This window comes from Sphingobium sp. WTD-1 (genome assembly GCF_030128825.1).
GTDB lineage: Bacteria > Pseudomonadota > Alphaproteobacteria > Sphingomonadales > Sphingomonadaceae > Sphingobium.
Window position 1 is genome coordinate 2,146,441 of record NZ_CP119127.1, and the last position, 22,971, is coordinate 2,169,411.

General features: G+C 62.7%; 32 protein-coding genes. 20 read left to right on the forward strand and 12 right to left on the reverse strand.

Annotated features, from left to right (window positions below; translation table 11 throughout):
* The first annotated feature begins 74 nt into the window (after positions 1–74).
* The 6 genes from N6H05_RS10635 to queE all read left to right on the forward strand — a co-directional run bounded on the left by N6H05_RS10635 (position 75) and on the right by queE (position 5,297).
* The gene (locus N6H05_RS10635; RefSeq protein ID WP_284113811.1) at positions 75–1,271 is read left to right on the forward strand and encodes an aspartate aminotransferase family protein; all 1,197 of its coding nucleotides are present in this window, start codon (positions 75–77) and stop codon (positions 1,269–1,271) included.
* A gap of 139 nt (positions 1,272–1,410) precedes the next feature.
* Positions 1,411–2,337, forward strand: a complete 927-nt coding sequence (gene argF / locus N6H05_RS10640) for an ornithine carbamoyltransferase (protein ID WP_284113813.1) — start codon at positions 1,411–1,413, stop codon at positions 2,335–2,337.
* Positions 2,338–2,460: 123 nt separating this feature from the next.
* Positions 2,461–3,366 carry an Hsp33 family molecular chaperone HslO gene (gene hslO, locus N6H05_RS10645; RefSeq protein WP_284113814.1) on the forward strand — a complete coding sequence of 302 codons (906 nt, stop codon included), beginning with the start codon at positions 2,461–2,463 and terminating at the stop codon, positions 3,364–3,366.
* Between the two features lie 126 nt (positions 3,367–3,492).
* Positions 3,493–3,900, forward strand: coding sequence for a DUF3617 domain-containing protein (locus N6H05_RS10650; protein ID WP_284113815.1), 408 nt, complete (start codon positions 3,493–3,495; stop codon positions 3,898–3,900).
* A 47-nt stretch (positions 3,901–3,947) separates the two neighbouring features.
* Positions 3,948–4,649: a 7-cyano-7-deazaguanine synthase QueC gene (queC, locus tag N6H05_RS10655; protein ID WP_004208170.1), complete on the forward strand. Its 702-nt coding sequence runs from the start codon at positions 3,948–3,950 to the stop codon at positions 4,647–4,649.
* 3 nt (positions 4,650–4,652) lie between these two features.
* Positions 4,653–5,297, forward strand: a complete 645-nt coding sequence (gene queE / locus N6H05_RS10660) for a 7-carboxy-7-deazaguanine synthase (RefSeq protein WP_284113816.1) — start codon at positions 4,653–4,655, stop codon at positions 5,295–5,297.
* Positions 5,298–5,309: 12 nt separating this feature from the next.
* Here queE and N6H05_RS10665 read toward each other — a convergent pair whose 3' ends face one another.
* The 3 genes from N6H05_RS10665 to lipB form a co-directional block, all read right to left on the reverse strand.
* Positions 5,310–6,005: a hypothetical protein gene (locus N6H05_RS10665; RefSeq protein WP_284113817.1), complete on the reverse strand. Its 696-nt coding sequence runs from the start codon at positions 6,003–6,005 to the stop codon at positions 5,310–5,312.
* 101 nt (positions 6,006–6,106) lie between these two features.
* Positions 6,107–6,394 carry a hypothetical protein gene (locus tag N6H05_RS10670; RefSeq protein ID WP_284113818.1) on the reverse strand — a complete coding sequence of 96 codons (288 nt, stop codon included), beginning with the start codon at positions 6,392–6,394 and terminating at the stop codon, positions 6,107–6,109.
* 62 nt (positions 6,395–6,456) lie between these two features.
* Positions 6,457–7,161: a lipoyl(octanoyl) transferase LipB gene (lipB, locus tag N6H05_RS10675; RefSeq protein ID WP_284113819.1), complete on the reverse strand. Its 705-nt coding sequence runs from the start codon at positions 7,159–7,161 to the stop codon at positions 6,457–6,459.
* Positions 7,162–7,237: 76 nt separating this feature from the next.
* On the opposite strand from lipB, the gene N6H05_RS10680 reads away from it, so the two are divergent.
* A complete protein-coding gene (locus N6H05_RS10680; protein ID WP_284113820.1) occupies positions 7,238–8,032 on the forward strand; it encodes a DUF7847 domain-containing protein in 795 nt (264 codons plus the stop codon).
* Here N6H05_RS10680 and N6H05_RS10685 read toward each other — a convergent pair.
* From N6H05_RS10685 to N6H05_RS10695, 3 genes are read right to left on the reverse strand one after another with little or no spacing between them, the layout of a single operon-like run.
* Positions 8,014–8,613: a GNAT family N-acetyltransferase gene (locus tag N6H05_RS10685; RefSeq protein ID WP_284113821.1), complete on the reverse strand. Its 600-nt coding sequence runs from the start codon at positions 8,611–8,613 to the stop codon at positions 8,014–8,016. The genes N6H05_RS10680 and N6H05_RS10685 overlap by 19 nt on opposite strands.
* Positions 8,614–8,617: 4 nt before the next feature.
* Entirely contained in the window at positions 8,618–9,493 is an 876-nt protein-coding gene (hemF, locus tag N6H05_RS10690) for an oxygen-dependent coproporphyrinogen oxidase (protein ID WP_284113822.1), read from the reverse strand.
* A complete protein-coding gene (locus N6H05_RS10695; protein WP_188082020.1) occupies positions 9,490–9,948 on the reverse strand; it encodes a tRNA (cytidine(34)-2'-O)-methyltransferase in 459 nt (152 codons plus the stop codon). Before N6H05_RS10695 ends, hemF begins: the two co-directional genes overlap by 4 nt.
* Before the next feature lie 192 nt (positions 9,949–10,140).
* Between N6H05_RS10695 and petA the strand changes: the two genes are divergently transcribed.
* The 5 genes from petA to N6H05_RS10720 all read left to right on the forward strand — a co-directional run bounded on the left by petA (position 10,141) and on the right by N6H05_RS10720 (position 14,657).
* Positions 10,141–10,707, forward strand: coding sequence for a ubiquinol-cytochrome c reductase iron-sulfur subunit (gene petA, locus N6H05_RS10700; protein ID WP_284113823.1), 567 nt, complete (start codon positions 10,141–10,143; stop codon positions 10,705–10,707).
* A gap of 11 nt (positions 10,708–10,718) precedes the next feature.
* Positions 10,719–12,011, forward strand: a complete 1,293-nt coding sequence (locus N6H05_RS10705; protein WP_284113824.1) for a cytochrome b — start codon at positions 10,719–10,721, stop codon at positions 12,009–12,011.
* A gap of 14 nt (positions 12,012–12,025) precedes the next feature.
* Complete coding sequence (locus N6H05_RS10710) at positions 12,026–12,895, forward strand: cytochrome c1 (RefSeq protein ID WP_284113825.1); 870 nt, start codon at positions 12,026–12,028, stop codon at positions 12,893–12,895.
* A gap of 80 nt (positions 12,896–12,975) precedes the next feature.
* Positions 12,976–13,512 (forward strand): adenine phosphoribosyltransferase, encoded by a 537-nt coding sequence (locus N6H05_RS10715; RefSeq protein ID WP_284113827.1) that lies wholly within the window; start codon positions 12,976–12,978, stop codon positions 13,510–13,512.
* Positions 13,513–13,583: 71 nt separating this feature from the next.
* On the forward strand, positions 13,584–14,657 hold the full coding sequence (locus N6H05_RS10720; protein ID WP_284113828.1) for an endonuclease/exonuclease/phosphatase family protein: 1,074 nt from the start codon (positions 13,584–13,586) through the stop codon (positions 14,655–14,657).
* Here the strand turns inward: N6H05_RS10720 and N6H05_RS10725 are convergent.
* Entirely contained in the window at positions 14,654–15,268 is a 615-nt protein-coding gene (locus N6H05_RS10725; RefSeq protein WP_284113829.1) for a 5'-methylthioadenosine/S-adenosylhomocysteine nucleosidase, read from the reverse strand. The genes N6H05_RS10720 and N6H05_RS10725 overlap by 4 nt on opposite strands.
* Before the next feature lie 316 nt (positions 15,269–15,584).
* On the opposite strand from N6H05_RS10725, the gene N6H05_RS10730 reads away from it, so the two are divergent.
* Positions 15,585–15,806, forward strand: coding sequence for a hypothetical protein (locus N6H05_RS10730; RefSeq protein WP_284113830.1), 222 nt, complete (start codon positions 15,585–15,587; stop codon positions 15,804–15,806).
* A gap of 376 nt (positions 15,807–16,182) precedes the next feature.
* On the opposite strand, the gene N6H05_RS10735 is transcribed toward N6H05_RS10730, so the two are convergent.
* Positions 16,183–16,806: a hypothetical protein gene (locus N6H05_RS10735; RefSeq protein ID WP_284113831.1), complete on the reverse strand. Its 624-nt coding sequence runs from the start codon at positions 16,804–16,806 to the stop codon at positions 16,183–16,185.
* A gap of 327 nt (positions 16,807–17,133) precedes the next feature.
* Here N6H05_RS10735 and N6H05_RS10740 point away from each other — a divergent pair, with 327 nt between their 5' ends.
* The 7 genes from N6H05_RS10740 (at position 17,134) to N6H05_RS10765 (ending at position 21,120) form a co-directional block, all read left to right on the forward strand.
* Complete coding sequence (locus N6H05_RS10740) at positions 17,134–17,625, forward strand: hypothetical protein (RefSeq protein ID WP_284113832.1); 492 nt, start codon at positions 17,134–17,136, stop codon at positions 17,623–17,625.
* Positions 17,625–18,365 carry a hypothetical protein gene (locus N6H05_RS10745; RefSeq protein ID WP_284113834.1) on the forward strand — a complete coding sequence of 247 codons (741 nt, stop codon included), beginning with the start codon at positions 17,625–17,627 and terminating at the stop codon, positions 18,363–18,365. The genes N6H05_RS10740 and N6H05_RS10745 overlap by 1 nt, the downstream gene beginning before the upstream one ends.
* A 304-nt stretch (positions 18,366–18,669) precedes the next feature.
* Complete coding sequence (locus tag N6H05_RS10750) at positions 18,670–18,852, forward strand: hypothetical protein (RefSeq protein ID WP_284113835.1); 183 nt, start codon at positions 18,670–18,672, stop codon at positions 18,850–18,852.
* A 319-nt stretch (positions 18,853–19,171) separates the two neighbouring features.
* A complete protein-coding gene (locus N6H05_RS10755) occupies positions 19,172–19,756 on the forward strand; it encodes a hypothetical protein (protein ID WP_284113836.1) in 585 nt (194 codons plus the stop codon).
* Positions 19,757–20,051: 295 nt separating this feature from the next.
* Positions 20,052–20,258: a DUF6961 family protein gene (locus N6H05_RS28270; RefSeq protein WP_502958967.1), complete on the forward strand. Its 207-nt coding sequence runs from the start codon at positions 20,052–20,054 to the stop codon at positions 20,256–20,258.
* A 19-nt stretch (positions 20,259–20,277) separates the two neighbouring features.
* Complete coding sequence (locus N6H05_RS10760) at positions 20,278–20,778, forward strand: hypothetical protein (protein ID WP_284113837.1); 501 nt, start codon at positions 20,278–20,280, stop codon at positions 20,776–20,778.
* A 114-nt stretch (positions 20,779–20,892) separates the two neighbouring features.
* A complete protein-coding gene (locus N6H05_RS10765; RefSeq protein WP_284113838.1) occupies positions 20,893–21,120 on the forward strand; it encodes a hypothetical protein in 228 nt (75 codons plus the stop codon).
* 378 nt (positions 21,121–21,498) lie between these two features.
* Here N6H05_RS10765 and N6H05_RS10770 read toward each other — a convergent pair whose 3' ends face one another.
* The 4 genes from N6H05_RS10770 to N6H05_RS10785 are packed head-to-tail and all read right to left on the reverse strand — an operon-like array spanning position 21,499 to position 22,944.
* Positions 21,499–21,690, reverse strand: a complete 192-nt coding sequence (locus N6H05_RS10770; protein WP_284113839.1) for a hypothetical protein — start codon at positions 21,688–21,690, stop codon at positions 21,499–21,501.
* Positions 21,690–21,992 (reverse strand): hypothetical protein, encoded by a 303-nt coding sequence (locus N6H05_RS10775; RefSeq protein WP_284113840.1) that lies wholly within the window; start codon positions 21,990–21,992, stop codon positions 21,690–21,692. The genes N6H05_RS10770 and N6H05_RS10775 overlap by 1 nt, the downstream gene beginning before the upstream one ends.
* Positions 21,956–22,552 carry a hypothetical protein gene (locus tag N6H05_RS10780; RefSeq protein WP_284113841.1) on the reverse strand — a complete coding sequence of 199 codons (597 nt, stop codon included), beginning with the start codon at positions 22,550–22,552 and terminating at the stop codon, positions 21,956–21,958. Before N6H05_RS10780 ends, N6H05_RS10775 begins: the two co-directional genes overlap by 37 nt.
* Positions 22,549–22,944, reverse strand: a complete 396-nt coding sequence (locus N6H05_RS10785) for a hypothetical protein (protein WP_284113842.1) — start codon at positions 22,942–22,944, stop codon at positions 22,549–22,551. Before N6H05_RS10785 ends, N6H05_RS10780 begins: the two co-directional genes overlap by 4 nt.
* Positions 22,945–22,971 lie beyond the last annotated feature (27 nt).

A 22,971-nucleotide genomic window follows, 5' to 3' on the forward strand; every position in this document is an offset into this window, starting at 1 on the left:
CCGGCGGGGGTCGCCTTTTTGCGTTATATCCAATGCGCACGGACGCGCAGCATCAACCCAGAAAGGGAAGGCACATGTCGATTACGCCGCTCATGCCCGTTTACCCCCGGTGCGATGTGCGTCCGGTCCGAGGCGAGGGCTGCTACCTGATCGGGGAGCGCGGCGAGCGCTATCTCGACTTTGCCAGCGGCATCGCCGTCAATCTGCTGGGCCATGGCCACCCCAAGCTGGTGAAGACCATTGCCGATCAGGCTGCGACGCTGATGCATATCTCCAACCTCTACGGTTCGCCGCTGGGGGAGGAATTTGCGCAGAAGCTGGTCGATAACAGCTTTGCCGATACCGTCTTCTTCACCAACTCGGGTGCCGAAGCGGTCGAGTGCGCGATCAAGACCGCGCGCCGCTATCACTATGCCAATGGTGAAGCGCACCGGCACAAGATCATCAGCTTCGACAACGCCTTCCACGGCCGCACGCTGGGCACCATTTCGGCGACCAGCCAGCCCAAGATGCGCGATGGATTCGAGCCGCTGCTGCCCGGTTTCCAGGTCGTGCCCTTCAACGATCTCGACGCGGCGCTGGCGGCGATCGACGACAACACCGCCGGCTTCCTTCTGGAACCGGTGCAGGGTGAGGGCGGCGTCACTCCGGCGACCCAGGAATTCCTGGCCGGCCTGCGCAATGCCTGCGACGAGCATGGCCTGCTGCTGATCCTGGACGAGGTGCAGTGCGGCTATGCCCGTACCGGCAGCTTCTTCGCCCATGAACAATATGGCGTGACGCCGGACATCATGGCCGTGGCCAAGGGCATCGGCGCGGGCTTCCCGCTCGGCGCCTGCCTCGCCACCGAGGAAGCGGCCAAGGGCATGGTGTTCGGCACCCATGGCTCCACCTATGGCGGCAACCCGCTCGCCATGGCGGTGGGCATCGCGGTGCTGGAAGAGGTGCTGGCCGATGGTTTTCTGGACCATGTGACGGCGATGGGTGCGCGCCTACGCTCTGCCCTGGAGCAGATGATTCCGAACCATGACGACATGTTCGAGGATGTGCGCGGCATGGGGCTGATGCTGGGCGTCAAGATGAAGGACGCCTATGACGCGCGCGCCTTTGTCGGCCATCTGCGCGACCATCATGGCTTCCTGTCGGTGTCGGCGGGCCAGAATGTGCTGCGCATCCTGCCGCCGCTCGTCATCGACGAAAGCCACATTGCCGAGTGCATCGAGAAGATTTCCGCCGGTGCGCGGAGCTTCGCGGACGCCAAGGCGGCCTGACCATATATTGCCCCGTTCGTGCTGAGTAGGGGCTGAGCAACGTCGAAGCCCCGTATCGAAGCATCCTTCGATACGCCATTTCGACTTCGCTCAATGGCTACTCAGGACGAACGGTGGTTGGAAGCGGGGAAAACTTCCAGTGACCAAGCATTTCCTGAATCTCACCGATGCGGGCGGCGACGCGATCGCCGCGATGATCGCTGACGCCATCGACCGCAAGGCGGCACGCGCGGGCAAGCCCAAGGGCTGGGGCGACGCCGATGCGCCGCTCGCCGGTCACACGCTGGCGATGATCTTCGAAAAGAACAGCACGCGCACCCGCGTCAGCTTCGACATGGCGATCCGCCAGCTGGGCGGCAATTCGCTGATCCTGGACGGCGCGACCAGTCAGTTGGGACGCGGCGAGACCGTCGCCGACACGGCGCGCGTGCTCAGCCGCATGGCCGACGTGATCATGATCCGCACCGACGATCATGCCAAGATCGAGGAAATGGCGGAATATGCCAGCGTCCCGGTCATCAATGGCCTGACCGACCTGTCACATCCCTGCCAGATCGTCGCCGACCTGCTGACCGTGGTCGAACATGGCCTGGCGTTGCCGGGCAGCCAATGGGCTTGGCTGGGCGACGGCAACAACGTCCTCCACTCGATCGTCGAGGCGGCGGGCCTGATGAAGTTCGACGTGCGCATGGGCATCCCTGAGGGCTATGATCCCGATCCGTCCTTTGCCACCGCAGCGCAGGCAGCGGGTTCGACCATCACCCTGACTCGCGACGCGGCGCAGGCCGTGGCCGGCGCCGACGTCGTGGTCACCGACACCTGGATCTCCATGGGCCAGGCCCATGCCGAGGCGAAGCTGGCGGCGATGATGCCCTATCAGGTGACGCCGGAACTGATGGCGGGCGCCAAGGCGGACGCCAAATTCCTCCACTGCCTGCCCGCCCATCGCGGCGAGGAAGTGGTCGAGGCGGTGATCGACGGTCCGCAGTCGCTGATCTGGGACGAGGCGGAGAACCGCATCCATGCCCAGAAGTCGGTTCTGCTCTGGGCGCTTGGAAAGCTGTAAGCTCACCCTATATTCGGGCGAAATTTTCCGTTCGCCCTGAAAGATGACGGGGCCTGTCCTGCGCTGGGAAGCGGAGGACAGGCCCTCGCGGCTTTCGGGGCGGGTGGATCGGAAGGAAATATCGTGACCAGTTCCAATGTCGATCAGGCTCTTGGCTTCACCATCCCCTCGCGCCATGTGCGTGGCCGTTTCGTGCGGCTGGGGCCGGTGCTGGACCAGGTGCTGTCCGCCCATGCCTATCCCCTGGCGATCGAGCGGGTGCTGGCGTCCTCGCTGGTGCTGGGCGCGCTGCTCGGCAGCCTGCTCAAGGATGCCGGCGGCCAACTGACCCTGCAGGCGCAGACCGAAAATGGCGTCGTCAGCCTGCTGGTGGCTGACTACAAGGGTGGCGAACTGCGCGGCTATGCCAAGTTCGATGCCGAGCGGCTGGCGGAAATCGGCAGCGATCCGACCCTGTTCGGCCTGTTCGGCAAGGGCTATCTGGCGATCACCTTCGACCAGGCGGCGACCGGGGAGCGCTATCAGGGCATTGTGCCGCTGGACGGATCGTCGCTGGCCGAGGCGGCGGAGCATTATTTCTTCCAGTCCGAACAGATTCCCAGCATCGTCCAGATCGCGACCCGGCATGAGCCGGGCGAAGGCTGCGTCGCGGCGGGCCTGCTGCTCCAGCATCTGCCCGAGGGCGAAGTGGGGCGCGAGCGCCTGCATGTGCGCCACGATCATCCCGAATGGGAACATGTGCAGGCACTGGCCGGCACGCTACGCGACGAGGAACTGACCGATCTCGACCTGCCGCTGACCGACATCGCCTGGCGTCTGTTCCATGAGGAGGAAGAGGTGCGCGTCACCGAAACGACGGCGCTCGCCAAGGGCTGTCGCTGTGACCTTGCCCATATTCGCGATGTGATCGGCCGTTTCCCGGCGGACGAACGGGTGGCGATGGCGGACGAGAAGGGCATTGTCGGCGTCGATTGCGCCTTCTGCTCGCGGCTGTTCCCGCTCGCGCTGGACAGTTTCGTTACCCATTGAAAGCCGGCGTGGGGCAATTGCGGCAGGGCCGTCCGTCCCGCGCTATCAAATTGCCGCAATTGCGCGGCACAACAGAATGAAGCATGGCGCCGCTCCCCGGCGCCAATGGCAAGGTCTGGACGCAAGATGGCAAGGCTGGGGCTGCAGGCGCTTGGCGCCACGGCGGCAATGATGATGGCAAGCTGGGTCGGGGCGGCGAACGCGCCGCAACTGGCTGCGCTCGCCAAGCTGGAAACGGGCGAATGGGAATTGCGCCTGCGCGACGATCCGTCCGCGCCGCCCCGCCGCCTGTGCGTGACGATGCCGCATCAGTTGCTGGAGCCGGCCAATGCTGGCCCTGGCTGCAAGCGGTTCGTGGTCAGCGACGCGCCAGGCGCTGCCACCGTGACCTTCGATTGCGGGGTGGCCGGCAATGCCCGCACCGACTTGCGCGTCGAAACGCCGCGCCTCATCCAGATACGATCGCAGGGGATCAGCGACGGCGCGCCCTTTTCCAACATGGTCGAAGGGCGCCATGTCGGGGCATGCCGCTGACCGGCAGCCCCCTTGCACTGCAACATAACGAGGTTTAGCGCAGCATCATGGTTGCACAGAATGGAAAATTCGCCGTCGTCCTGCTTTCCGGCGGGCTGGATTCAATGGTCGCGGGCGGGCTTGCGCGTGAAGCGGGCTATCGCGTCCTGGCGCTGACGATCGACTATAATCAGCGCCATCGCGTCGAACTGCGCGCCGCGGCCAAGGTCGCGACGGCGCTCAATGCCATGTCGCACATCGTGCTGCCGCTCGACCTCACGGCCTTTGGCGGGTCGGCGCTGACCGCCGACATCGAAGTGCCCAAGGGCGGCGTGGGCGACGAAATCCCCGTCACCTATGTGCCGGCGCGCAACACCATTTTCCTGTCGCTGACGCTGGGCCTCGCTGAAGTGGCGTCGGCCAGCGACATCTATATCGGCGTCAATGCGCTTGACTATTCGGGCTATCCCGACTGCCGTCCCGAATTTATCGACGCGTTCCAGAAGATGGCGACGCTGGCGACCAAGGCGGGGGTCGAGGGCCATCCGATCCGCATCAACACGCCGCTGCAGTTCATGACCAAGGCAGACATCGTGCGCGAGGCGCATCGCCTGGGCCTGGATGCCGGGCTCAGCTGGTCCTGCTATGATCCGACGCCCGACAACAAGCATTGCGGCCTGTGCGACAGTTGCCGCCTGCGCTCGAAGGGCTTCGAGGAAGCGGGGCTGCCCGATCCCACCGTCTATGCGACGCGTCCCGGAAAGGCCTGACACATGACCTATGCGGTCAAGGAAATGTTCCTGACCCTGCAGGGCGAAGGCGTGCAGGCGGGGCGGCGCGCGGTATTTCTGCGCTTTACCGGCTGCAACCTGTGGAGCGGGCGCGAGCAGGACCGGCGCGATGCCGTCTGCCGCTTCTGCGACACCGATTTCGTCGGCACCGATGGTGATGGCGGCGGCAAGTTCGCGACCGCCGACGCGCTCGCCGATGCGGCATTGGCCTTCTGGGGCGAGGGGGAAGGCCCCTATATCGTCCTGACCGGTGGCGAGCCGATGCTTCAGGTGGACGATGCGCTGATCGACGCGCTCCACGCCCGTGGCTTCACCATCGCGATCGAAAGCAACGGCACCTTGCCGGCGCATCCGGGCATCGACTGGGTCTGCATCAGCCCCAAGGCGGGCAGCGACGTGGTCCAGGTGAAGGGCAATGAGCTGAAGCTGGTCTGGCCGCAGCCCGATGGCGGCCACAGCCTGGCCGATGTCGAGGCGATGGAGGGCTGGGGCTTCGACCATCTGCTGGTCCAGCCGCTCGACGATGCCCATGCCGTAGACAATGCCCGCGCGGCCATCGATCTGGTGATGGCCCGGCCGCGCTGGCGGCTGACGGTGCAGGCCCATAAATATCTGGGCCTGCGTTAAGCGTCTGTCAGATCAGGGCTGGACGCCCGCCTTCTGGTTCCACTGCTGGTGGCATTCGGGCAGCAGCACGCCCTTCTTCCAGCATTTGGCGTCGAGCGAAGGCAAAGCGAGCTGATAGTTCCAGCCCGGATCGCCATAATATTGCTCGCCGGCATGGACGAGCGACTTCTTGATCGAAGCCAGGCCCTGGCGCGCGACGACGTTGAGCTGGCCGCGATCGGCGAAGATCGCCTGGCGACCGACCGCCGCCGCCGCCTGGCAGAAGCCGCGCTGCGCCTGGACCGTCGAATAGCCCGAATAGATGCGGGTATTATACATGTCGGACGCCGACTGGCCGGGCTTGCCCTTGCCCTTGGTGCGCTGGAAATAGCCGAGCAGCGTCGCCTGCGCCGCGTCCAGTTCGGCGTCATGATGGGCGATCATGGCGTTGTAGTTGCTGACCGACAGCAGGGTCGGTTCGAACTGGCACTGCAGCGCGGCGACGTTGATCGCGGCGCGCAGGTTCCAGGTGAGGCCGGCCTTGATCTCGTCGGCCGTGGCGCCAGGCAGGCCCAGCGCGGTGGCGGCGGCCTCGTCGGTCAGGGCGGGGGCCGACATGTCGGGCGGCGACCAGAAGAATTGCGCGGCGGCCGGCTGCGCGGCGGTGAGCGACGCGGCGGCGATCGTCAGGGCGACAAAGGCCTGGCGCGAGCGAAAACGGAACGTCATTGAATAAACCCTCTCAGCCGGGGTCATGAAAGCGCGACCGCGCATCCCCCATAACGGCATCAACTATAGCGCGGCTGTCCTGGAAGTGAACGGGAAAAGCCTCACTGATCCGACACGACTTCCTCATCATTGGCTGGTGCGGTCGCATTGTTCGCCTTGGCCGGGGCAGCGGCCTTCGGTTCGGTGCGGTTTTCCGGCAGTGCCAGGCTGGTGCCCTCGCTCTGGACGCCGTCGAGATCGGTCATGGCGTCGGTGGCGGTGCCATCGACCACTTCCATATCCTTCATCTGCACCGTGTTGCCGCTCTTTTCGCCGCCACCGCCGCAGCCTGCCAGCGGCATGCAGCCGATCAACAGGGCGGCAGTCATCATCCTTGCGTCAAGGCGCATCCGGGTCTCCATAACATGGCTCAACATGCCCGGCGGCCCCCCACCTGGCGAAGTGGCGGACCCTAGCGGGCGGTCCCGCATTGCTCAAGTCCCGTGCCGTCGCCCGATCCGCAGCGCCGCAGCCGACCAAGAAAGGCGGGGAAATGCGCCTTGAGCGCGGCATCAAGGGCTTCCATCGAGGCGTTGCCGCCCAGCGCGGCGATGCTGGTCACCGGAAACTCGCTGATCCCGCACGGCACGATGCCGCCAAAATGGGACAGGTCGGGATCGACGTTGATCGAAAAGCCGTGCAGCGTCACCCAGCGACGGACGCGGATGCCCAGCGCACCGATCTTTGCCTCGCGTCCCTGCCTGTCGTCGGTCCAGATGCCGATGCGCCCTTCGGCGCGGCGGGCGGCAATGCCCAGGTCGGCAAGGGCATCGATCATCCAGCCTTCGAGATGATGGACGAAATTGCGCACATCCTTGCCGCGCTCGCGCAGGTCGATGTTGAGATAGCCGATGCGCTGGCCCGGCCCATGATAGGTGTAGCGGCCACCGCGTCCGGCATCATGGACGGGAAAACGCGGCTCGATCAGTTCGGCCGGATCGGCGCTGGTGCCCGCGGTATAGAGCGGCGGATGCTCCAGCAGCCAGACGCGCTCGCGCGCCTCGCCCTCATAAATGGCGGCGGCCCGCGCCTCCATATCGGCAAGGGCGGTCGGATAGTCGACGGGGGTGGCATCGCTGCGCCACTCGACGTCGGGAAAGGGCAGGGGATCGGTCATGGCGCTTCCTTGACTTGAGCGGGGCGAGCGATCAAGTCTCGGGCCGCATTTCGCAGGACAGGGGTAGGCATTAGATATGGCGGCAGTCTCGATCGGCAAGGCGTGGGAGGAGGCAGTTGCCTTCGTCGCCCGCGAAGCGTCGCTGCTCTTTCCCGTCGCGCTGCTGTTCCTGGCCCTGCCGGGGCTGATCCTGCAGGAAATGACGCCGCCGCAACTTGCCGAATGGATGGCCAATCCCCAGCGTACCGGCTTGCCCGATATACCGCCGGGCTTTGCGTTGGCGATGCTGCTGGGCGTTATCATCATCTGGTTCGGGTCGCTGACGCTGTTTGCGCTGGCGCTTCGGCCGGGCATCAGCGTTGGGGAGGCGTTGCGCCTCGGCTTCGCGCGACTGCCGGTGCTGCTGGGCACCGCCTTGCTCGCCATGTTCCTGATCGGCGGGCTGATGCTGGCCGCGATTCTGGTCGCCGTCCTGGCCAGCCTGGTCTCGGAGTCCGTGGGCACCAGCATCGGCGCCATCCTCGGCGCCTTTGTCGGCGGCGCCACCATCTTCGCCAGCGTCCGGCTGATGCTGCTCAATCCGGCGGTGATCGACGGCAATCAGGGCGTGGTGCCCTCGCTGCGCCATGCCTGGGCGCTGACGCGGGGCTGTTTCTGGCGGCTGCTGGGCTTCATCATCCTGATCACCCTGCTGTCGGGCATTGCCAGCATGGCGGCGCAGACGATCTTCGGTGCGCTCGCCGGCCTTGCCGCCGGGCCGGAGGCCGCCCGGCTGGTGGGCGGCGTCGCCTCGGCGGCGGTATCGACCGTGATCCAGGTCTACATGCTGGTGATGCTGGCTCGCATCTATCGTCAGGCGTCGGCGGGCTGACCGAACATCGGGATCTGCGGCGCTGCTTCGGGCGGCAGCAGGCCCAGCAGGCGCGGATCGGCGAAGGTCTCGATCTCCCGGCCATAGGGGGTGAAGCCCGACTTGATGTAGAAGCCGAGTGCCGCCGGACTATCGAGCGTGCAGGTATGGACCCAGAAGCGCTCCACCCCCTTGCGCCAGGCGAGCGACTTGGCCTGCGCCATCAGCCATTTGCCAAGGCCCTTGCCGTTGAGGGAGGGCACCAGCCCGAAAAAGGCCAGCTCGCATTGCGACGGGCTGCGGAAATCCAGCTCCAGCAGGCCGACCTCCACGCCGCGCGGATCGGTGACGGCATAGACCTCGACCAGGGGGTCATGCAGGATGGCCGCGAGTTGATCGTCGGGCATCACCAGCCGCGAGAACCACAGCCAGGGTTCGCCCACGCGGCGGAACAGGGCGCGATAGGCGCCAAGGTCGGGCGTCTTCCACGGCACGAGCCGCAGCGGCGCGGGCGGGATCGGCGCGGGTTTCGGCCGTTCGCGCATTTCCAGATGGGTGACGATGGTCGCGATCTCGCGCGGGTCGACCGGGGTCAGCGCCATCGGATCAGCTCCAGCTCGCCATCGGCGGCAGGCTCATCAGGATCGCGTCGATATTGCCGCCGGTCTTGAGCCCGAACAGCGTGCCGCGGTCATGAACCAGGTTGAATTCGGCATAGCGACCGCGCCATTCCAGCATGGTGCGATAGTCTTCCTCGCTCCACGCCTCGTTCATCCGCCGCCGCACGATCGGCGGGAAGGCGGCCAGGAAAGCGTCGCCGACATCGCGGGTGAAGGCGAAATTGGCGTCGAACGCGGCATCGTCCGCGCATTCGAGATGATCGTAGAAGATGCCGCCGACTCCGCGATGCACGCCCCGATGGGGAATGAAGAAATAATCATCGGCCCATTGCTTGAAGCGCGGATAATAAGTCGGGTCATGGGCGTCGCATGCAGCCTGCAACACCGCATGGAAATCCGCCGTATCCTCGTCGCGCGGCAGCGGCGGATTGAGGTCGGCGCCGCCGCCGAACCAGTTCTTGGTGGTGTTGAGGAAGCGGGTGTTCATGTGGACGGCCGGCACATGCGGGTTCGCCATATGCGCGACCAGGCTGATGCCGGTGGCGAAAAAGGCCGGATTGTCTGCCGCGCCATGGATGGTCTGGGCAAAGCCGGGGGCAAGATCGCCGGTCACGGTGGAGATGTTGACGCCGACCTTCTCGAAGACCTTGCCCTTCATCACCCCGCGCACGCCGCCTCCGCCTTCGCCCGGCGCCACGCCGTCGGCCTCGCGATCCCAGGGGGTGTAGGTGAAGCTGGCGTCGCTGCCGGCTTCGCGCTCGATCGCCTCGAACTCGGCGCAGATCCGGTCGCGCAGCGATTCGAACCAGGAACGGGCCGCCTGCTGCTGCGGGTTCAGGGGAAAGCGGATGTCAGGCGTCATGCAGGGAAGCTCCCGGTCTGGCGAAGGGCCTCGGCAACGGCGATGCCGGTGGAAACGGCGATGTTAAGCGATCGGAAGCCCGGCGCCATCGGAATGCGCACGCGGATATCGGCCAGATCACGGACATGATCGGGCACGCCCGCGCTTTCCGACCCCATCAGCAAGACATCGTCACTGCGAAATGTCACGTCGGGCAGTCGCTGCGATGCATGGCTGCTCATCAGCAGCAGGCGGCGGCCGGCGGCGCGTCGTTCCGCGTCGAACGCCTCGAAATTGGCGTGGCGCACGACCTCGGCCGCTTCGCCATAGTCCATCGCCGCGCGCTTGAGACGGGCGTCGGAAAAGGCGAATCCGGTGGGCATGATGATGTCGACCGGCACTGCGAAACAGGCCGCCAGGCGCAGGATGGCGCCGACATTGCCGGCAATCTCGGGTTGGTAGAGAGCGATACGCATCGCAGCCGCATAATGCAGCGCAGCGATTTGTCATAGCCCGCGCGACTTTGCGGTTGGCAAAGCGCTTGCAGTCCGGCTATCACGCCCGCAACCCACGCCGGGGGGAGGCGGGGTCACCCTAACTCCCTTGATAATTATGATCACTCAAGGCATTCCGGCGTGAATAGGGAAGTCTTGCAAGGGTAGAGGTGCATGGCGAACTCAGAACAAGTTGACGGGCAGGGTCTATCCGGCGAAGACGGAGTGCGTCGCCGCGATTTCATCAATATCGCTGCGGTGAGCTTCGCAGGGGTGGGCGCCGTTGGCGTCGTTCTCCCGCTCATCGATCAGATGAACCCCAGCGCCGACGTATTGGCGCTCGCGACCACACCGGTCGATCTTTCCGCGATCCAGCCTGGCATGGCGATCAAGACGACCTTCCGGTCGCAGCCGCTGTTCGTTCGCCAACTCACCGAAAAGGAAATTGCCGAGGCCGACAAGGTCGATCCGTCCACGCTGCGCGATCCGCAGACGCTGGAGGAGCGGACGGTCGACGGCAAGAAGCAGTGGCTGATCACCATGGGCGTCTGCACCCATCTGGGCTGCGTGCCGCTGGGCGCGGGCGAGGGCGAGAATCGCGGCGAATTCGGCGGTTATTTCTGCCCCTGCCACGGCTCGTCCTATGACACGGCCGCCCGCATCCGTAAGGGGCCTGCCCCCAAGAATCTGGAAGTGCCGAAGTATAGCTTCACTTCCGACACTGCCATTCTTGTGGGTTGAGGGGGACCATCATGAGCTTTCCATGGGCTGAACATTATACCCCCAAGCATCCGCTGATGCAGTGGGTCGACGAGAAGCTGCCGCTGCCGCGTCTCGTCTACAATGCCGTCGGTGCCGGCTATCCGGTGCCGCGCAACCTCAATTATTTCTGGAATTTCGGTGTCCTCGCCGGCCTGGCGCTGGTGATCCAGATCGTCACCGGCGTGGTCATGGCGATGCATTATGGCGCCAACACGCTGGTCGCCTTCGGTACCGTCGAACAGACGATGCGCGACGTGAATGCGGGCTGGCTGATGCGCTATGCCCATGCCAACGGCGCCAGCTTCTTCTTCATCGTCGTCTATCTACACATTTTCCGCGGTCTCTATTTCGGTAGCTACAAGGCGCCGCGCGAAATGGTCTGGCTGCTCGGCCTCGTCATCTTCCTGCTGATGATGGCGACCGCCTTCATGGGCTATGTCCTGCCCTGGGGGCAGATGAGCTATTGGGGCGCAAAGGTCATTACCGGCCTGTTCGGCGCGATCCCGGTGGTGGGCGAGCCGATCCAGACCTGGTTGCTGGGCGGTTTTGCCCCCGGCAATGCCTCGCTGAACCGCTTCTTCTCGCTCCATTTCCTGCTGCCCTTCGTGATCGCGGCGGTGGTGATCCTGCATATCTGGGCGCTGCACATCCCCGGCTCCTCCAACCCGACCGGTGTCGAGGTGAAGGGCCCGCAGGATACCGTGCCTTTCCATCCCTATTACACCGCTAAGGACGGCTTCGGAGCGGGCATCTTCCTGATCCTGTTCGCGATCCTGCTCTTCTTCGCGCCCAATTATCTGGGTCACCCGGACAATTATATCGAGGCGAACCCGCTTTCGACCCCGGCGCATATCGTGCCCGAATGGTATTTCTGGCCCTTCTACGCGATCCTGCGCGCCTTCACCGTCGACTTCTTCTTCGTGCCGGCCAAGTTGCTGGGCGTGCTGGCGATGTTCGCATCGATCCTGCTGCTCTTCTTCCTGCCCTGGCTCGACACCTCGCCGGTGCGCTCGGGCCGCTATCGTCCGACCTTCAAGGCGTTCTTCTGGATCCTGGTGCTCGACGTGCTGATCCTGGGCTATTGCGGCGGTGCGCCGGCGGAAGAACCCTATGTGATGATTAGCCAGGTCGCTGCGGCCTATTATTTCGCGCATTTCCTGATCATCCTGCCGATGATCGCGCGCTTCGAAAAGCCGCTGCCGCTGCCCAATTCGATCACCGAAGCGGTGCTGGCCAAATATGCCAAGGCTGACGGCGAACCCGCCGCAGTCCCGGCCGAATAAGGGGGAAGACAAGCATGGTACGCATCGGCGCATTCCTTGTCGGCCTCTTCTTCGCCGGCTGGCTGCTCATCTCCTTCCTCGTGGGTGCCTATTCCTACGTGGTGGAGCCTCCGGCCAAGACGGTGGAGCATGAGTTCCATCTGGCCCCCAAGCATGTCTCCTTCTCGTTCGACGGGCCGCTGGGCCGCTATGACAATCAGCAGCTCCAGCGCGGCTTCCAGGTGTTCAAGGAGGTCTGCTCGGCCTGCCATAGCCTTAAGTTCGTCGCCTTCCGCGATCTGGCCGGCATTGGCTATAACGAGGCGGAGATCAAGGCGATCGCCAAGAACTGGGCGATCAAGACCCCCAGTGTCGATCCGGCGACGGGTGAGGCATCGACCCGCGACGGCATCCCGGCCGATTATTTCCCGTCTCCCTTCGCGAACAATGTCGCGGCGGCGGCGGCGAACAATAATGCGATCCCGCCCGATCTCTCGCTGATGACCAAGGCACGCCATCATGGCTCGGCCTATGTCTATTCGCTGCTGACGGGCTTCACCGATCAGGCGGGCTACAAGAACGCAAAGGGCAAGGAATTGCTCAAGGAGTTCCCGGATGCCAAGACTCCTGAAGGCCTTCACTTCAACCCCTATTTCGCCAACCTGAACCTTGCCATGGCGCCGCCGCTGTCGGCCGATGGCCAGGTGACCTATGGCGACGGCACCAAGCCGACGATCGACCAGATGTCGCAGGACGTGGCCGCCTTCCTCACCTGGACGGCCGAGCCGAAGCTGGAAAATCGCCGCCGCGCGGGCGTGGCGACGATCCTCTTCCTGCTGATCGCCACGGGGCTGGCCTATATGGCCTATCAGAATATCTGGGCGGACAAGAAGAAGGCGGCCTGACCGCACCTCTGCCCGATGGCATGAAAGAAAGGGCGCGCTTCCTTGTCGGGAGCGCGCCCTTTCCTTATGGGGCTTCAACCATGAGCATCGACAGTCTGACCGCGCTGGTCCGCACCATCCCCGACTTCCCCAAGCCGGGCATCCAGTTCCGCGACATCACGACCCTGCTGGCCGATGGGCCGGGTCTGGCCGAACTGATCGACCAGATGGCGAAGGTTGCGGGGCCGCTCGACCCCGACCTGATCGTCGGCGTGGAGGCGCGCGGCTTCATCCTGGGCGCGGCGCTGGCGCTGAAGCTGGGCAAGGGTTTCGTGCCCGTCCGCAAGAAGGGCAAGCTGCCGGGCAAGACGGTCGGTATCGATTATGTGCTGGAATATGGCACCGACCGGCTGGAACTGCATGAAGGACAGGTGCCACAGGGCGCGCGCGTGCTGCTGGTCGACGACCTGATCGCCACTGGCGGAACGGCGCAGGCGGCCGCGGCGCTGCTGCGCGAGCAGGGCGCGCAGGTGCTGATGGCGCTGTTCGCGATCGACCTGCCGGATCTGGGTGGGCTTGCCGCGCTGGAGCAGGACGGTGTCCCCTCGCGCGCGATCCTGTTGTTCGAGGGCGACTGATCCGGTCCAGGCGCCGGTTGTCGCTGGCGCCCTTTCGCGTCATGATGCGCCGATCCGATGGTGAGGAGGTTATGGCCGCTACTTCCCGCTTCCTCCATCGGTTCGGCGGCTGCGTGGCGCCGCTGCTGCTGTCGGCCTGTGCGACGCCGGCCCCCCATCGGGAATTGTCCTGCAGCGCGGCAGTTGCGCCTGCGCTCGCTGCGCCGGATGCGGATCGGATCACCACCACCCTGTCGGTGCTGACCTATAATATCGAGGGGCTGGGCTGGCCGGCACGCAGCGGACGGGGGCCGTCACTCAAGCAGATAGCCGAGCGACTGGCCGCCATGCGCGCGGCGGGGACTGCGCCCGACGTGGTGCTGTTCCAGGAAATGTTCAGCGGATCGGCGAAGCAGGCGGTGGCCGATACCGGCTATCCGGCGATCGCTGCCGGCCCGCATCGCACGACCCGTGCGCGCGGGTCGACCAAGGACAAGCTGCCGGGCAAGTCGCATATCAATCGGGGCGAGATTGGTATCCATTTTTCCGGCAGTGGCCTGGCCGTCGCCTCGCGCTATCCGATTCTCCTGACGCAGCGGCGCGCCTATGGCCGCAAATCCTGTGCGGGCCTGGATTGCCTGTCGAACAAGGGGATCGTGCTGGCCCGCATCGCCATGCCCGGCGTGCCGACGCCGATCGACATCTATGACACCCACATGAACTCGCGCGGGGCTTCCCGCGCGCCCGGACCGCGCAATCTCGCCGCGCATGAGCGGCAGGCGCTCGAAGCCTCGGCCTTCATCGATGCCAGCCATGATGATGCCTATCCGCTGATCTTCGGCGGCGATTTCAACATGCGCCATTCCGAACCGCGCTGGGAAAATTTCTCCCGTTACCAGGCGCTCAACCTGGTCCATCGCGTCTGCGCCGATGCCGCGTCAGGCTGCGATGTACGCATGTCCTGGGATGGCGACGAACCCTGGATGGACACGCAGGATCTGCAATTCTTCTGGCCGGGTGATCGGGTCTCGGTTCGCCCGATCCGGGTGGAGGCGATGTTCGATGGCGGACCGAGCGGACCGGAACTGTCCGACCATGATGGCTTCCTCGTTACCTATGAACTGTCCTGGCCGCGCGGCGCCGCGCACCAGCCGGGCGGCTGTTAAAGCGCCTCGCCCAGGGCATCGACAGCCACCGCCAGCTTCTCGTCGATCAGCGAGAGCAACTGCGTCCAGCCGCGCATGTCTTCAAGCTCGCCCGGCCCATCGGAAATGCCGCGCAACCCCATCAGCGGCACGCCGAAGCGCTGGCAGGCGCGGGCGATCGCAAAAGTTTCCATGTCGACCATGTCGGCGTCGATCGCGCCATATTCCTCGCCACCCACGACATTGGCGCCGGTCGACAGGCGCAGGGCGCGGATTTCGAGCGGCGTGACGAGCGGAATGTCGACCGGATGGTCGATCAGCGGCGTCACCCCCTTGGTGAAGCCCAGGCGAGAGGCATCCATGTCGCGCCAGGAGACGCTGGCGACCTGATAGACCTCGCCCAGCATGCCCACGCGCGATCCCGCGGAACCCAGAGACACGACCAGATCGGGCAGGGTGCCCGCCTGCGCCATCCGGTCGAGCGTCACGGCCATGGCCAGCGCCGCCTCGACCGGGCCGACGCCGGTCATCAGCGGGGCGATCCGGGCTTGCAGATGCGGGCCATATTCGGCGTCGATCGCCATCACGAACAGCACCCGCCGTCCGCCCATCACCACACATGTCGCTGTCATTTGCTGGTCTCCGTCTCGCTGCTGAGCGTCATAGCCGGAAAGGACAAAAAAATAAGGCCTCGGAAATCCGGAGACTTCCAAGGCCTTATCATGGTGGGCGTGGCAAGGATTGAACTTGCGACCCCTGCGATGTCAACGAAGTGTACCTATCAGGAAAGCCCGGTTTTCCGCCATTTTATGCAGAACGCCGGGCAGAACAGGAGCGGAACGAATCGGGATTTCGGGTGAATTTCACCCGAACTTCACCCGAGCTAACGGACATGAACCCGTGACACGCTAGCCATGCTATGCAGTAGCGAATCTGGCGAGGTATCTCATGGCGACGAATGAACACGGCGAACCCTTTGGCGGCTGGCTGCTGAAACAGACCGCACGAGACGACTGGATCGGCACGCTCGCGAAGCAGGCCAAAGGCGACCCGAAGTTTCAGAAATCCCTCACACCGGACGATCTAAGGAAGCGTCTTCATGATGCGGGCGCCGAGGGCGACACATTCGAAGCACTTGATGACGCCGAAAATGAATGGTTGAATGCGTGAACGGGATCGCAAATGCTGTTTGCGTTGATGATGCTCCACAGGCCGTGAAACAGCGATGCCGAGAGGAAGGTATCCAGTACACGCTGCTTTCTGAAGGCATGAGATCTGGCACAATTGTGGTTTGTCGGACGGCAGAAGATGCTGACCGGGTTTTGCAGGTTTATGGCGATCTTGCCCATAAGCGGGACAAAGGTGGGCACTGCTAGACGATTGGGGGACTCTGGGCCGCCGCGCAGCAGGTCATCAAGCAGCGCGGCGCGGAGGCTCGGCTTATGTTGCCCAGTGCATAGGCAAACTAGGATCAGATGGGGCGTCGCGTGAGTGCGGGTGGGGCAACCGGTTGCTTCCCTCCCGCACCTGTTTCTCTCGGCTTCGATCAATGCAACGTAGCACCCATCCGTTCCAGCCAGATCGATGATGACTCATCTACCAGCGTGTCGAGCAGTGTGAGGCCGTCATGGCCGGGTAGATCGCTATCCAGGGATCTCGTAGTGAAGGCATTGGCATATTTCTGCAGCGCTTGATTTCCAAAGCGGCGACCCTGCGCCTCAATCTCGTTAATCGGTATCGTCCCTTCGATCACTGCCAGCATCAACTCTGCTGCGGCATCAGCAGCAATGTCGACAGGCAAGCTGCAGCCCACGGCTTTGGCGACCCGCTTTTGTAATGAGCGGATCTGATCGCGCCTCTGTTTCTCAGTCGTTGCCCGAGCGCCGGAGCGAGGTTTCACACCATGGCGCTGACGCCATTCTTTAATCACCGTTGTCGAAACATCCTGGCTTTTTGCGATCGCTCTCTTGCCCCATCCCAGTTCGGTTAGGAGGTGGCGCATAGGAGCAAGTTGCCTGCCATTCGCAATTTTGGGGACGTTACTGTTCAATGAGTGGCGCTTCCGCCACTGCGTAATAGCGCTCCGAGTGACGTTCTGAATTGCGCTGATGTCGGCATCCGAGAGACCACTTTTATACAGCTTCCAACGCTCTTCGATCATCGTTTCCATGCTTCAACTCCGACCCGGCTGGATGCCGGCCGAGCCATCGATGCCAACCCCGATGAACGTGATCACGACATTTGGGACTTGGCGGCTCGCGATAAGGATGAAGCGCGCGGCTCATCTCGGGATGGAGTTTTTGAAACGACAGGCTGAACCGGCTTGACCGAATCACCGGATGACGCCGAACATCGATCAAGTGGGCGCGCGAATTTAGCTGTGGATAAGTGGGGCGAATTTTGACCGATAACCAAAACGTAGCAGCTGAGACGGCATATGACGGCGAGCTGCATGTCGTCGGCCGCGTCGTGGCTATCGTGCGGAAGATGTGAGGATATGAGGGCCGACGTTGACGATCTGCTAGCGGCGGAAAAGGAAATGATCGGCCTTTTCGAGTGGACCGATAACCACCGTAAGAACGAGCGCCGGATGGTGATTCCGCTCGCCATCGACGGTGAGACAACGAACGTCGAAATGGTGATTAAGTCCTTCCCGAACCATGAAGAACTCAAGTTTACCATTATGCTAGTCTATAATGTCTGCATATGGAGGCTGTGTTTTGCAACAGATACGGGGCATTTAAATCCTTTTGTTCGTCCTTTATATTTGCCTTTGGGTCCATTTAATACTCCGCATTATCATTCTTGGTGTGATAACAGGCCAAAATTTGACACGTCTCCATTGCCGAAGCGAATGCAGTATGCTAATTTTCTGCCGGCTGATTTGACAGATTTTTCGTCGTGTTTCCGATGGTTTTGCGGTCAGGTGAATATACGGATTGGAAAGGGTCGAGAGCCTATGTTGCCCGCGCCCGATAGGTTGTTGTGATGTTGCTGGATAATGTGACTCAAGCTCTGAGAAACTGGCCGGCGCCTCGCATCGTCGGAAACAGGGTAATTGTGCCTACGCACTGCGTCACCAGCGGCGGCGACATCATCCACGTGACTGTTGAGGGCGGGATAAACGCATTCAAAGTGCATGACGACGGTGCAGCCGTTCGCATTTTCGAGAATAGCGGTGGCGAGTTGATCACGGCCCCCAAGATGCTATCCCTTTTCCTTAAGGACCAAGGGTTGAATGTGGATGGATTTGGCGCGATAAGCGCTCCACTAGTCAGCTTGGATGAGTTGGCGCCATCTATCGTTCTAGTCGCCAATGCTGCCCGGGACGCCGCAGAGCACTTGATCCACAGATGGAAGCCCGCCTTTAAGCGAAAATTCAAAGATACGGTCAGGGATCTTTTGGAGGAAGATTTCCCGAAGCGTTGGGAGCATGACAGGTCGGTTTTGGGCCACAGCAACAAGCCGCAGAAGTTCGACTTTGCCATTGATCTGGGACATGAGCGGAAGCTGTTCTTCGATGCAGTTGTGCCGGACCAGAATTCTATCAGCACGGCCGTAGTGCGCCACCTTGACGTGGCTAGAGCGAAAAACGAAAGTGTTGTTCAGCGGATTGTCTACGATGATCGCGTTGAATGGAAGGCGTCGGACATAAACCTGCTGAAGATGGGCGCCCCCACTTTGCCGTTCAGCCAAGCGAGGCAGGTTTTCGAACGTATTGCGGCCTAATGCATCACCTCTCCCTCGCCGTCGTCGGCGCCGACCATCAACCAGAACCCCGCCCGACCAGCTCGCGCCGGGGTTTCCGCGGAACGATCTCCCCGCCCAGGTGTAATACCACCCAACGAGCCTCTCCCCGTTGCTCGCTGACCTTCGACTAGCCCCGCCGAGCGATCGAGCGGGGCTTTTTCGTGGCTCCCCCCTCTTGAAGAATCGAGCCGCTCTTTGATAAATTCCGAGCGTCCCAAGGCTCGCCGCCTGGGATGGCGCCCTCTCAAAGAGGTCGCTTTTGTTCAACTCAAGGAGGAGCAAAATGCGCAAAATTTCGGACAAAGCTTATTATGAGCGTCGCGCCAGGACTGAGATCCGGAAAGCCAATATGACCAGCGACCCGTCAGCCAAGCGGGTTCATCTTGCTTTGGCGGCCAGCTATCTCAAGCACGTTCGCTCAATGGAGGCGGATGCTGAACAGGGCGAAGAGCATGAAATGGCTTAGGCGTCGGTCTGCCACACGCCCGTAACACAACCCTGCTCTAGCGCCGGCGACGAAGCCCCCTTGCTCGTCACCCTCCCTGACTGGCCCCGCGCGTTCATTCGCTGCGGGGCTTTTTCGTAGAACGATCTCGCCGTCGAGGTGTAATACCTGGGCAAGTCGACACCCGTTCCTTGCACCTTCTCGACTAGCCCCGCCGTCTGATGATTGCCGGCGTTTTTAGTGAGCGGTGCCCGTGATCATCATCACTTCCTGCGTTCGGATTTGCCTGATAACTTAACAACGTGAAGTTGCCACTTCACGGGGGTTAACTGGGGGTTTTATGATTCGAGCAGTAATTTGCGCGGCTATTTTGGCCGTGTCGTCCGGCGCTATCGCGCAAACTGATGGTGCCTTGCCGGCCAGCACGCTGATCACGGTCACGCCGAATGAAGAGATCACATCAAAGAAAGTGGAAGTCGGAACCCGCGTCTCCTTCTCGGTCGTCAACGACATCGTGGAAAATGGCGTCGTAGCGATCCCGCGCGGTTCGCAGGTCGCCGGCACGATCGCGTGGAAGACGGGCAAGGCGATCGGCGGCAAGTCGGGCAAGTTCGAGGTGAAATTCGATAGCGTGAACGTGCGCGGTCGCGACTATGCACTGCGTGGTGTGCATCGCCAGGAAGGCAAGGGTAATACGGCCGCGGCGCTGCTGGGTTCGATCCTCGTTAGCGGTCGATCGGCGCAAATGCTGCCTGGCCAGATGGCCAATGCTTTCACCGCTGAGCCGATCCCGTTCGCGGTGGCGCGCGTCGTTCCAGCGGCACCGGCTCCTACACCCGCAGGAGCCCAGGCAGTTGTTCAGGCGGCGCCCGCCGCTACCCCGCGGCCAATGGTGGACAAATCGCTGGAGATAAATCCTCGCTAAATTCTCAGCCGCCGCATTGATGACGGGCTCAACGTGCTCATTTGCTGCAGGCTCTTTTGAAAATACGACGAGCCGTTTTGCGATTCGCTCGCGATAAAGGCTACGGTAGTGTCTGCCCACCATATTGCGACCCGGAGGGTGTCACTGACCCCGCCCGAGCGATCGGAGCGGGGTCTCTTTGTAATTATGCAGATAGCGACTGTGAGCTTGACGGACTGGCGCTGGAAGCGTGAACATGAGGGATGGCAAAGGCCTTCTTCGAGATCGGAGCTATTCGCCAAATGGGCGGTAGGCGATGCAGCTGAACGACTGGACCCTTTGGGCCTCGGCACAAGAGGTCTTAAAGCGGCACGGTGCGAACGCGCCGAAGTATGCTGCTGCCCAGATCGCTGAGGCAGAGGCGGCTGGGGATGATGCATCCGCGCGAGCATGGCGTGAGATAGCTGAGCGCATCGACCAGCTAATTGATTACAGGACCGGACGGCCGCTTAGCTGGCATTAATCGCCAAGGAGATTATCAAGTGCAGCTCTTGGATGCCATGGACAAGCTACTGGAAGATGCCCTCGGTGAGGAGCGGCAGCCGCAATACTGGATGGTTCGAAAGGCTGACTGGCTTGAAGCGACATCAGACACGCTCGCGGAGCGCCTGAATGGCGGCACTTTGAATACCTATCTGGGCCTGCCCATCCAGTTCGAAACAATCGATCCAGGCACGGTCGCGTTGGTCGATAGTGCGGGCGGCAAAATGGAGACTCGTATGAGAGAACGCGTTATCGACACGCTCAAGCGTCTAATGGCTCAGGCAGCGGCGGCTGAGCAACGGCCAATCCTGTTCGCAATGTCCCCGGATGATTGGGCGGAAGTGGTGAACGACGCCGCCGGCGACGACATAGATGTTGTATCGGATCCGGCGGGGATCATGCCGCAGAAGTTCATGGGCGTCCCCGTGGAACCGCGGGATATGAAGGGGCATGCCATGATAGATATGATCTACGAGGACGGGACGCTTATCCGAGAGTGAGGTGCATGCGCGCGCTGCCAAGGCGCCCAATATAGCTGGTCGCCGTTAAGCGTGACGATAGTCACAGACAATGCCTTGTGAATTCAAGATCCTCGCTCTGTAAAGGGAGGCTTGATGAGCGAGGATGAACGGCGGCGATACCGGCTTCAGGATTACATGAATGCCGAAGCGGACGCTGCCTTTAGAAGCAACGAAGAGATCATCGAGATATGCCGGAACATTCACGATTTCGATATCATGACCCCTATCCAAAAGGGCGCTCGCGTTGAATTGTTGCGTCGTAGACTGAGCATCGACGCGGACTGGGAGATCGTCGGAAAGCGGCGCAGCTCGAAAATTTGATTGGAACTGAGCATTTGAGCTCCTGAACCGGGTCTTTCGATTATAAGGCCGTCCGTCCCGCGATTCGGTGGACTGCCCGGATCATTGGACGCCTCACCCGCAGGTTTAGCGTGAATGGCCCGCCTGGCTGCGGGTGGGGTCACCGGCCTGATCGAGGGTTGCCTCGTTCTGCTCGTGTGATACTCCGTTGGAGATCCCAGCGCAGCCCCCAGATTCCCCCCGAATTACGGACGCGCTGGGGTCACCCTTCATCTTCACATTGTGACATGGTATCTGCAGCAAGCTCCTGGCGCGATTCAACGTCATCGCGGCGCGCGTCAGGGGCACTTCGGGGAGGGGCACATGTTTAGCGAATGGCGTGATTGGGACGCGGATCCTTTAGCTCCTCTGGATTGGCTCGTCTGGAGCGTCTTTGCCATTCTCGCCTGCGCCACCCTCGTCCATAACCTTGTCTGACTTCGAGCGCCGGATCGCAGCGCCGAGCGCTTTCGCTGCCGTCACAACATAACCCAGCGCCTCGAACGCAAGCCCGATCTTGCCGAGCCCGCGCGTGATCTTGCCCAAGCCCATCAGCGCGCCTCCACGGGAACCGGCTGCTCAGGCGGCTGCTCGATCGTCACTGGCTGCGGGCCGGGCATCGACGCCTTCCCACCGCTGGACGAGCCCAGCCAGAAGCCGAACGCCAGCACGGCGAAGCTCTTCCATGTCCCGATGACATCACCCTTGAGCGCGACATCGTTGGACCAGAGAACGACCCAGACGGAGAAGCCGAGATAGCCCAGGATCGCCGCGACGCAGGCCGCGACCACGATGCGCAGATGCGGCACGGTCGGGTTCATCGCGCCCAGTCTCCGGTCTTCTTCTGCAGCCATGTCAGGAAGTCTCCGACCGTCTTACCCTTCAAGATCGAAGGGTTGGCCTTGGTTGCAGCAGGGCCGGCAATCAGATCGGCCCGCGCCTTGGTGTCTGCGCCAATCACTGCCGCAGCCGTCACCGGGCCGAAGAAGTGGGCCGCGTAGAGCGAGGCCTTGTTGATCGGGAGGCTCTTGCCGCGCAGATAGGCCGCATTCTTGGCGGTGAACGTCTTGGCGCGGGCGAGCTGCTCATCGGCGGTCGGCATCAGGCCGCCGAATGCCTTCGACATATCAGCGCCCCATTTCCCGCCTTCGCCGAGCCAGGTCGACTTGATGAACTGGTAGAGGCCCGATCCGGTTGAAGTGTTGGCCTTGATGTAGGGACGGTCACCGCTCTCGATCTTCGACAGCATCGGCCAGTAGTCGTCGGGCAGGCCGGTTGCAGGGGCAGCTTTCGGCGGCGCCAGCTTGTCCAGCATCGCGATCGTGTCGCGACCCGCCCATCCGTCGACGGGGGAAAGGCCGGTGCGCTCCTGAAACAGGCGCACGAAATCGTCATCGGAAATGGTCGTCATCATTCACCTCCCAAGGGCCGCTTGCCCATTGCGATGTCTTGAAGGGTTCGTTCCGCGCTCAGTTCGGCCTGCACCTCCTCACGGATGGCGGCTTTTCGGCGCGTCGCTTCGTCGGTGATCACGTCTCCCACCTGGCGGACGAACCGATCCGTGTAGAGCTTGACGACGCGATCGGCGCCGACGGTCGCGCCGGCCGTGATGAGGGCAGCGCCTTCACCGTCGACGCCGGCGCGGCTGATCATCCAGTAGGAGATCAGCGCCACCATCGGGAGGATGAGGATGTCTGCCAGCACCAACCCCGGCTTGATCTTCACCCCCTTCTTGATGAGCAGCGCATATTTCGCGGCGAAGCCGAATGTGAGGCCGACCCAGATCCAAGCATATTTGGCGATCAACGCCTCACTCCATGGCGTCATCGCCGC

Bases quoted from the DNA above. Each gene is read 5' to 3' on its own strand.
- N6H05_RS10635 (WP_284113811.1), top strand. From the start codon at position 75: ATGTCGATTACGCCGCTCATGCCCGTTTACCCCCGGTGCGATGTGCGT.
- N6H05_RS10650 (WP_284113815.1), top strand. From the start codon at position 3,493: ATGGCAAGGCTGGGGCTGCAGGCGCTTGGCGCCACGGCGGCAATGATG.
- queC (WP_004208170.1), top strand. From the start codon at position 3,948: ATGGTTGCACAGAATGGAAAATTCGCCGTCGTCCTGCTTTCCGGCGGG.
- queE (WP_284113816.1), top strand. From the start codon at position 4,653: ATGACCTATGCGGTCAAGGAAATGTTCCTGACCCTGCAGGGCGAAGGC.
- N6H05_RS10665 (WP_284113817.1), bottom strand. From the start codon at position 6,005: ATGACGTTCCGTTTTCGCTCGCGCCAGGCCTTTGTCGCCCTGACGATC.
- N6H05_RS10670 (WP_284113818.1), bottom strand. From the start codon at position 6,394: ATGCGCCTTGACGCAAGGATGATGACTGCCGCCCTGTTGATCGGCTGC.
- lipB (WP_284113819.1), bottom strand. From the start codon at position 7,161: ATGACCGATCCCCTGCCCTTTCCCGACGTCGAGTGGCGCAGCGATGCC.
- N6H05_RS10680 (WP_284113820.1), top strand. From the start codon at position 7,238: ATGGCGGCAGTCTCGATCGGCAAGGCGTGGGAGGAGGCAGTTGCCTTC.
- N6H05_RS10685 (WP_284113821.1), bottom strand. From the start codon at position 8,613: ATGGCGCTGACCCCGGTCGACCCGCGCGAGATCGCGACCATCGTCACC.
- hemF (WP_284113822.1), bottom strand. From the start codon at position 9,493: ATGACGCCTGACATCCGCTTTCCCCTGAACCCGCAGCAGCAGGCGGCC.
- N6H05_RS10695 (WP_188082020.1), bottom strand. From the start codon at position 9,948: ATGCGTATCGCTCTCTACCAACCCGAGATTGCCGGCAATGTCGGCGCC.
- petA (WP_284113823.1), top strand. From the start codon at position 10,141: ATGGCGAACTCAGAACAAGTTGACGGGCAGGGTCTATCCGGCGAAGAC.
- N6H05_RS10705 (WP_284113824.1), top strand. From the start codon at position 10,719: ATGAGCTTTCCATGGGCTGAACATTATACCCCCAAGCATCCGCTGATG.
- N6H05_RS10710 (WP_284113825.1), top strand. From the start codon at position 12,026: ATGGTACGCATCGGCGCATTCCTTGTCGGCCTCTTCTTCGCCGGCTGG.
- N6H05_RS10715 (WP_284113827.1), top strand. From the start codon at position 12,976: ATGAGCATCGACAGTCTGACCGCGCTGGTCCGCACCATCCCCGACTTC.
- N6H05_RS10720 (WP_284113828.1), top strand. From the start codon at position 13,584: ATGGCCGCTACTTCCCGCTTCCTCCATCGGTTCGGCGGCTGCGTGGCG.
- N6H05_RS10725 (WP_284113829.1), bottom strand. From the start codon at position 15,268: ATGACAGCGACATGTGTGGTGATGGGCGGACGGCGGGTGCTGTTCGTG.
- N6H05_RS10730 (WP_284113830.1), top strand. From the start codon at position 15,585: ATGGCGACGAATGAACACGGCGAACCCTTTGGCGGCTGGCTGCTGAAA.
- N6H05_RS10735 (WP_284113831.1), bottom strand. From the start codon at position 16,806: ATGGAAACGATGATCGAAGAGCGTTGGAAGCTGTATAAAAGTGGTCTC.
- N6H05_RS10740 (WP_284113832.1), top strand. From the start codon at position 17,134: ATGAGGGCCGACGTTGACGATCTGCTAGCGGCGGAAAAGGAAATGATC.
- N6H05_RS10745 (WP_284113834.1), top strand. From the start codon at position 17,625: ATGTTGCTGGATAATGTGACTCAAGCTCTGAGAAACTGGCCGGCGCCT.
- N6H05_RS10750 (WP_284113835.1), top strand. From the start codon at position 18,670: ATGCGCAAAATTTCGGACAAAGCTTATTATGAGCGTCGCGCCAGGACT.
- N6H05_RS10755 (WP_284113836.1), top strand. From the start codon at position 19,172: ATGATTCGAGCAGTAATTTGCGCGGCTATTTTGGCCGTGTCGTCCGGC.
- N6H05_RS28270 (WP_502958967.1), top strand. From the start codon at position 20,052: ATGCAGCTGAACGACTGGACCCTTTGGGCCTCGGCACAAGAGGTCTTA.
- N6H05_RS10765 (WP_284113838.1), top strand. From the start codon at position 20,893: ATGAGCGAGGATGAACGGCGGCGATACCGGCTTCAGGATTACATGAAT.
- N6H05_RS10770 (WP_284113839.1), bottom strand. From the start codon at position 21,690: ATGGGCTTGGGCAAGATCACGCGCGGGCTCGGCAAGATCGGGCTTGCG.
- N6H05_RS10775 (WP_284113840.1), bottom strand. From the start codon at position 21,992: ATGGCTGCAGAAGAAGACCGGAGACTGGGCGCGATGAACCCGACCGTG.
- N6H05_RS10780 (WP_284113841.1), bottom strand. From the start codon at position 22,552: ATGATGACGACCATTTCCGATGACGATTTCGTGCGCCTGTTTCAGGAG.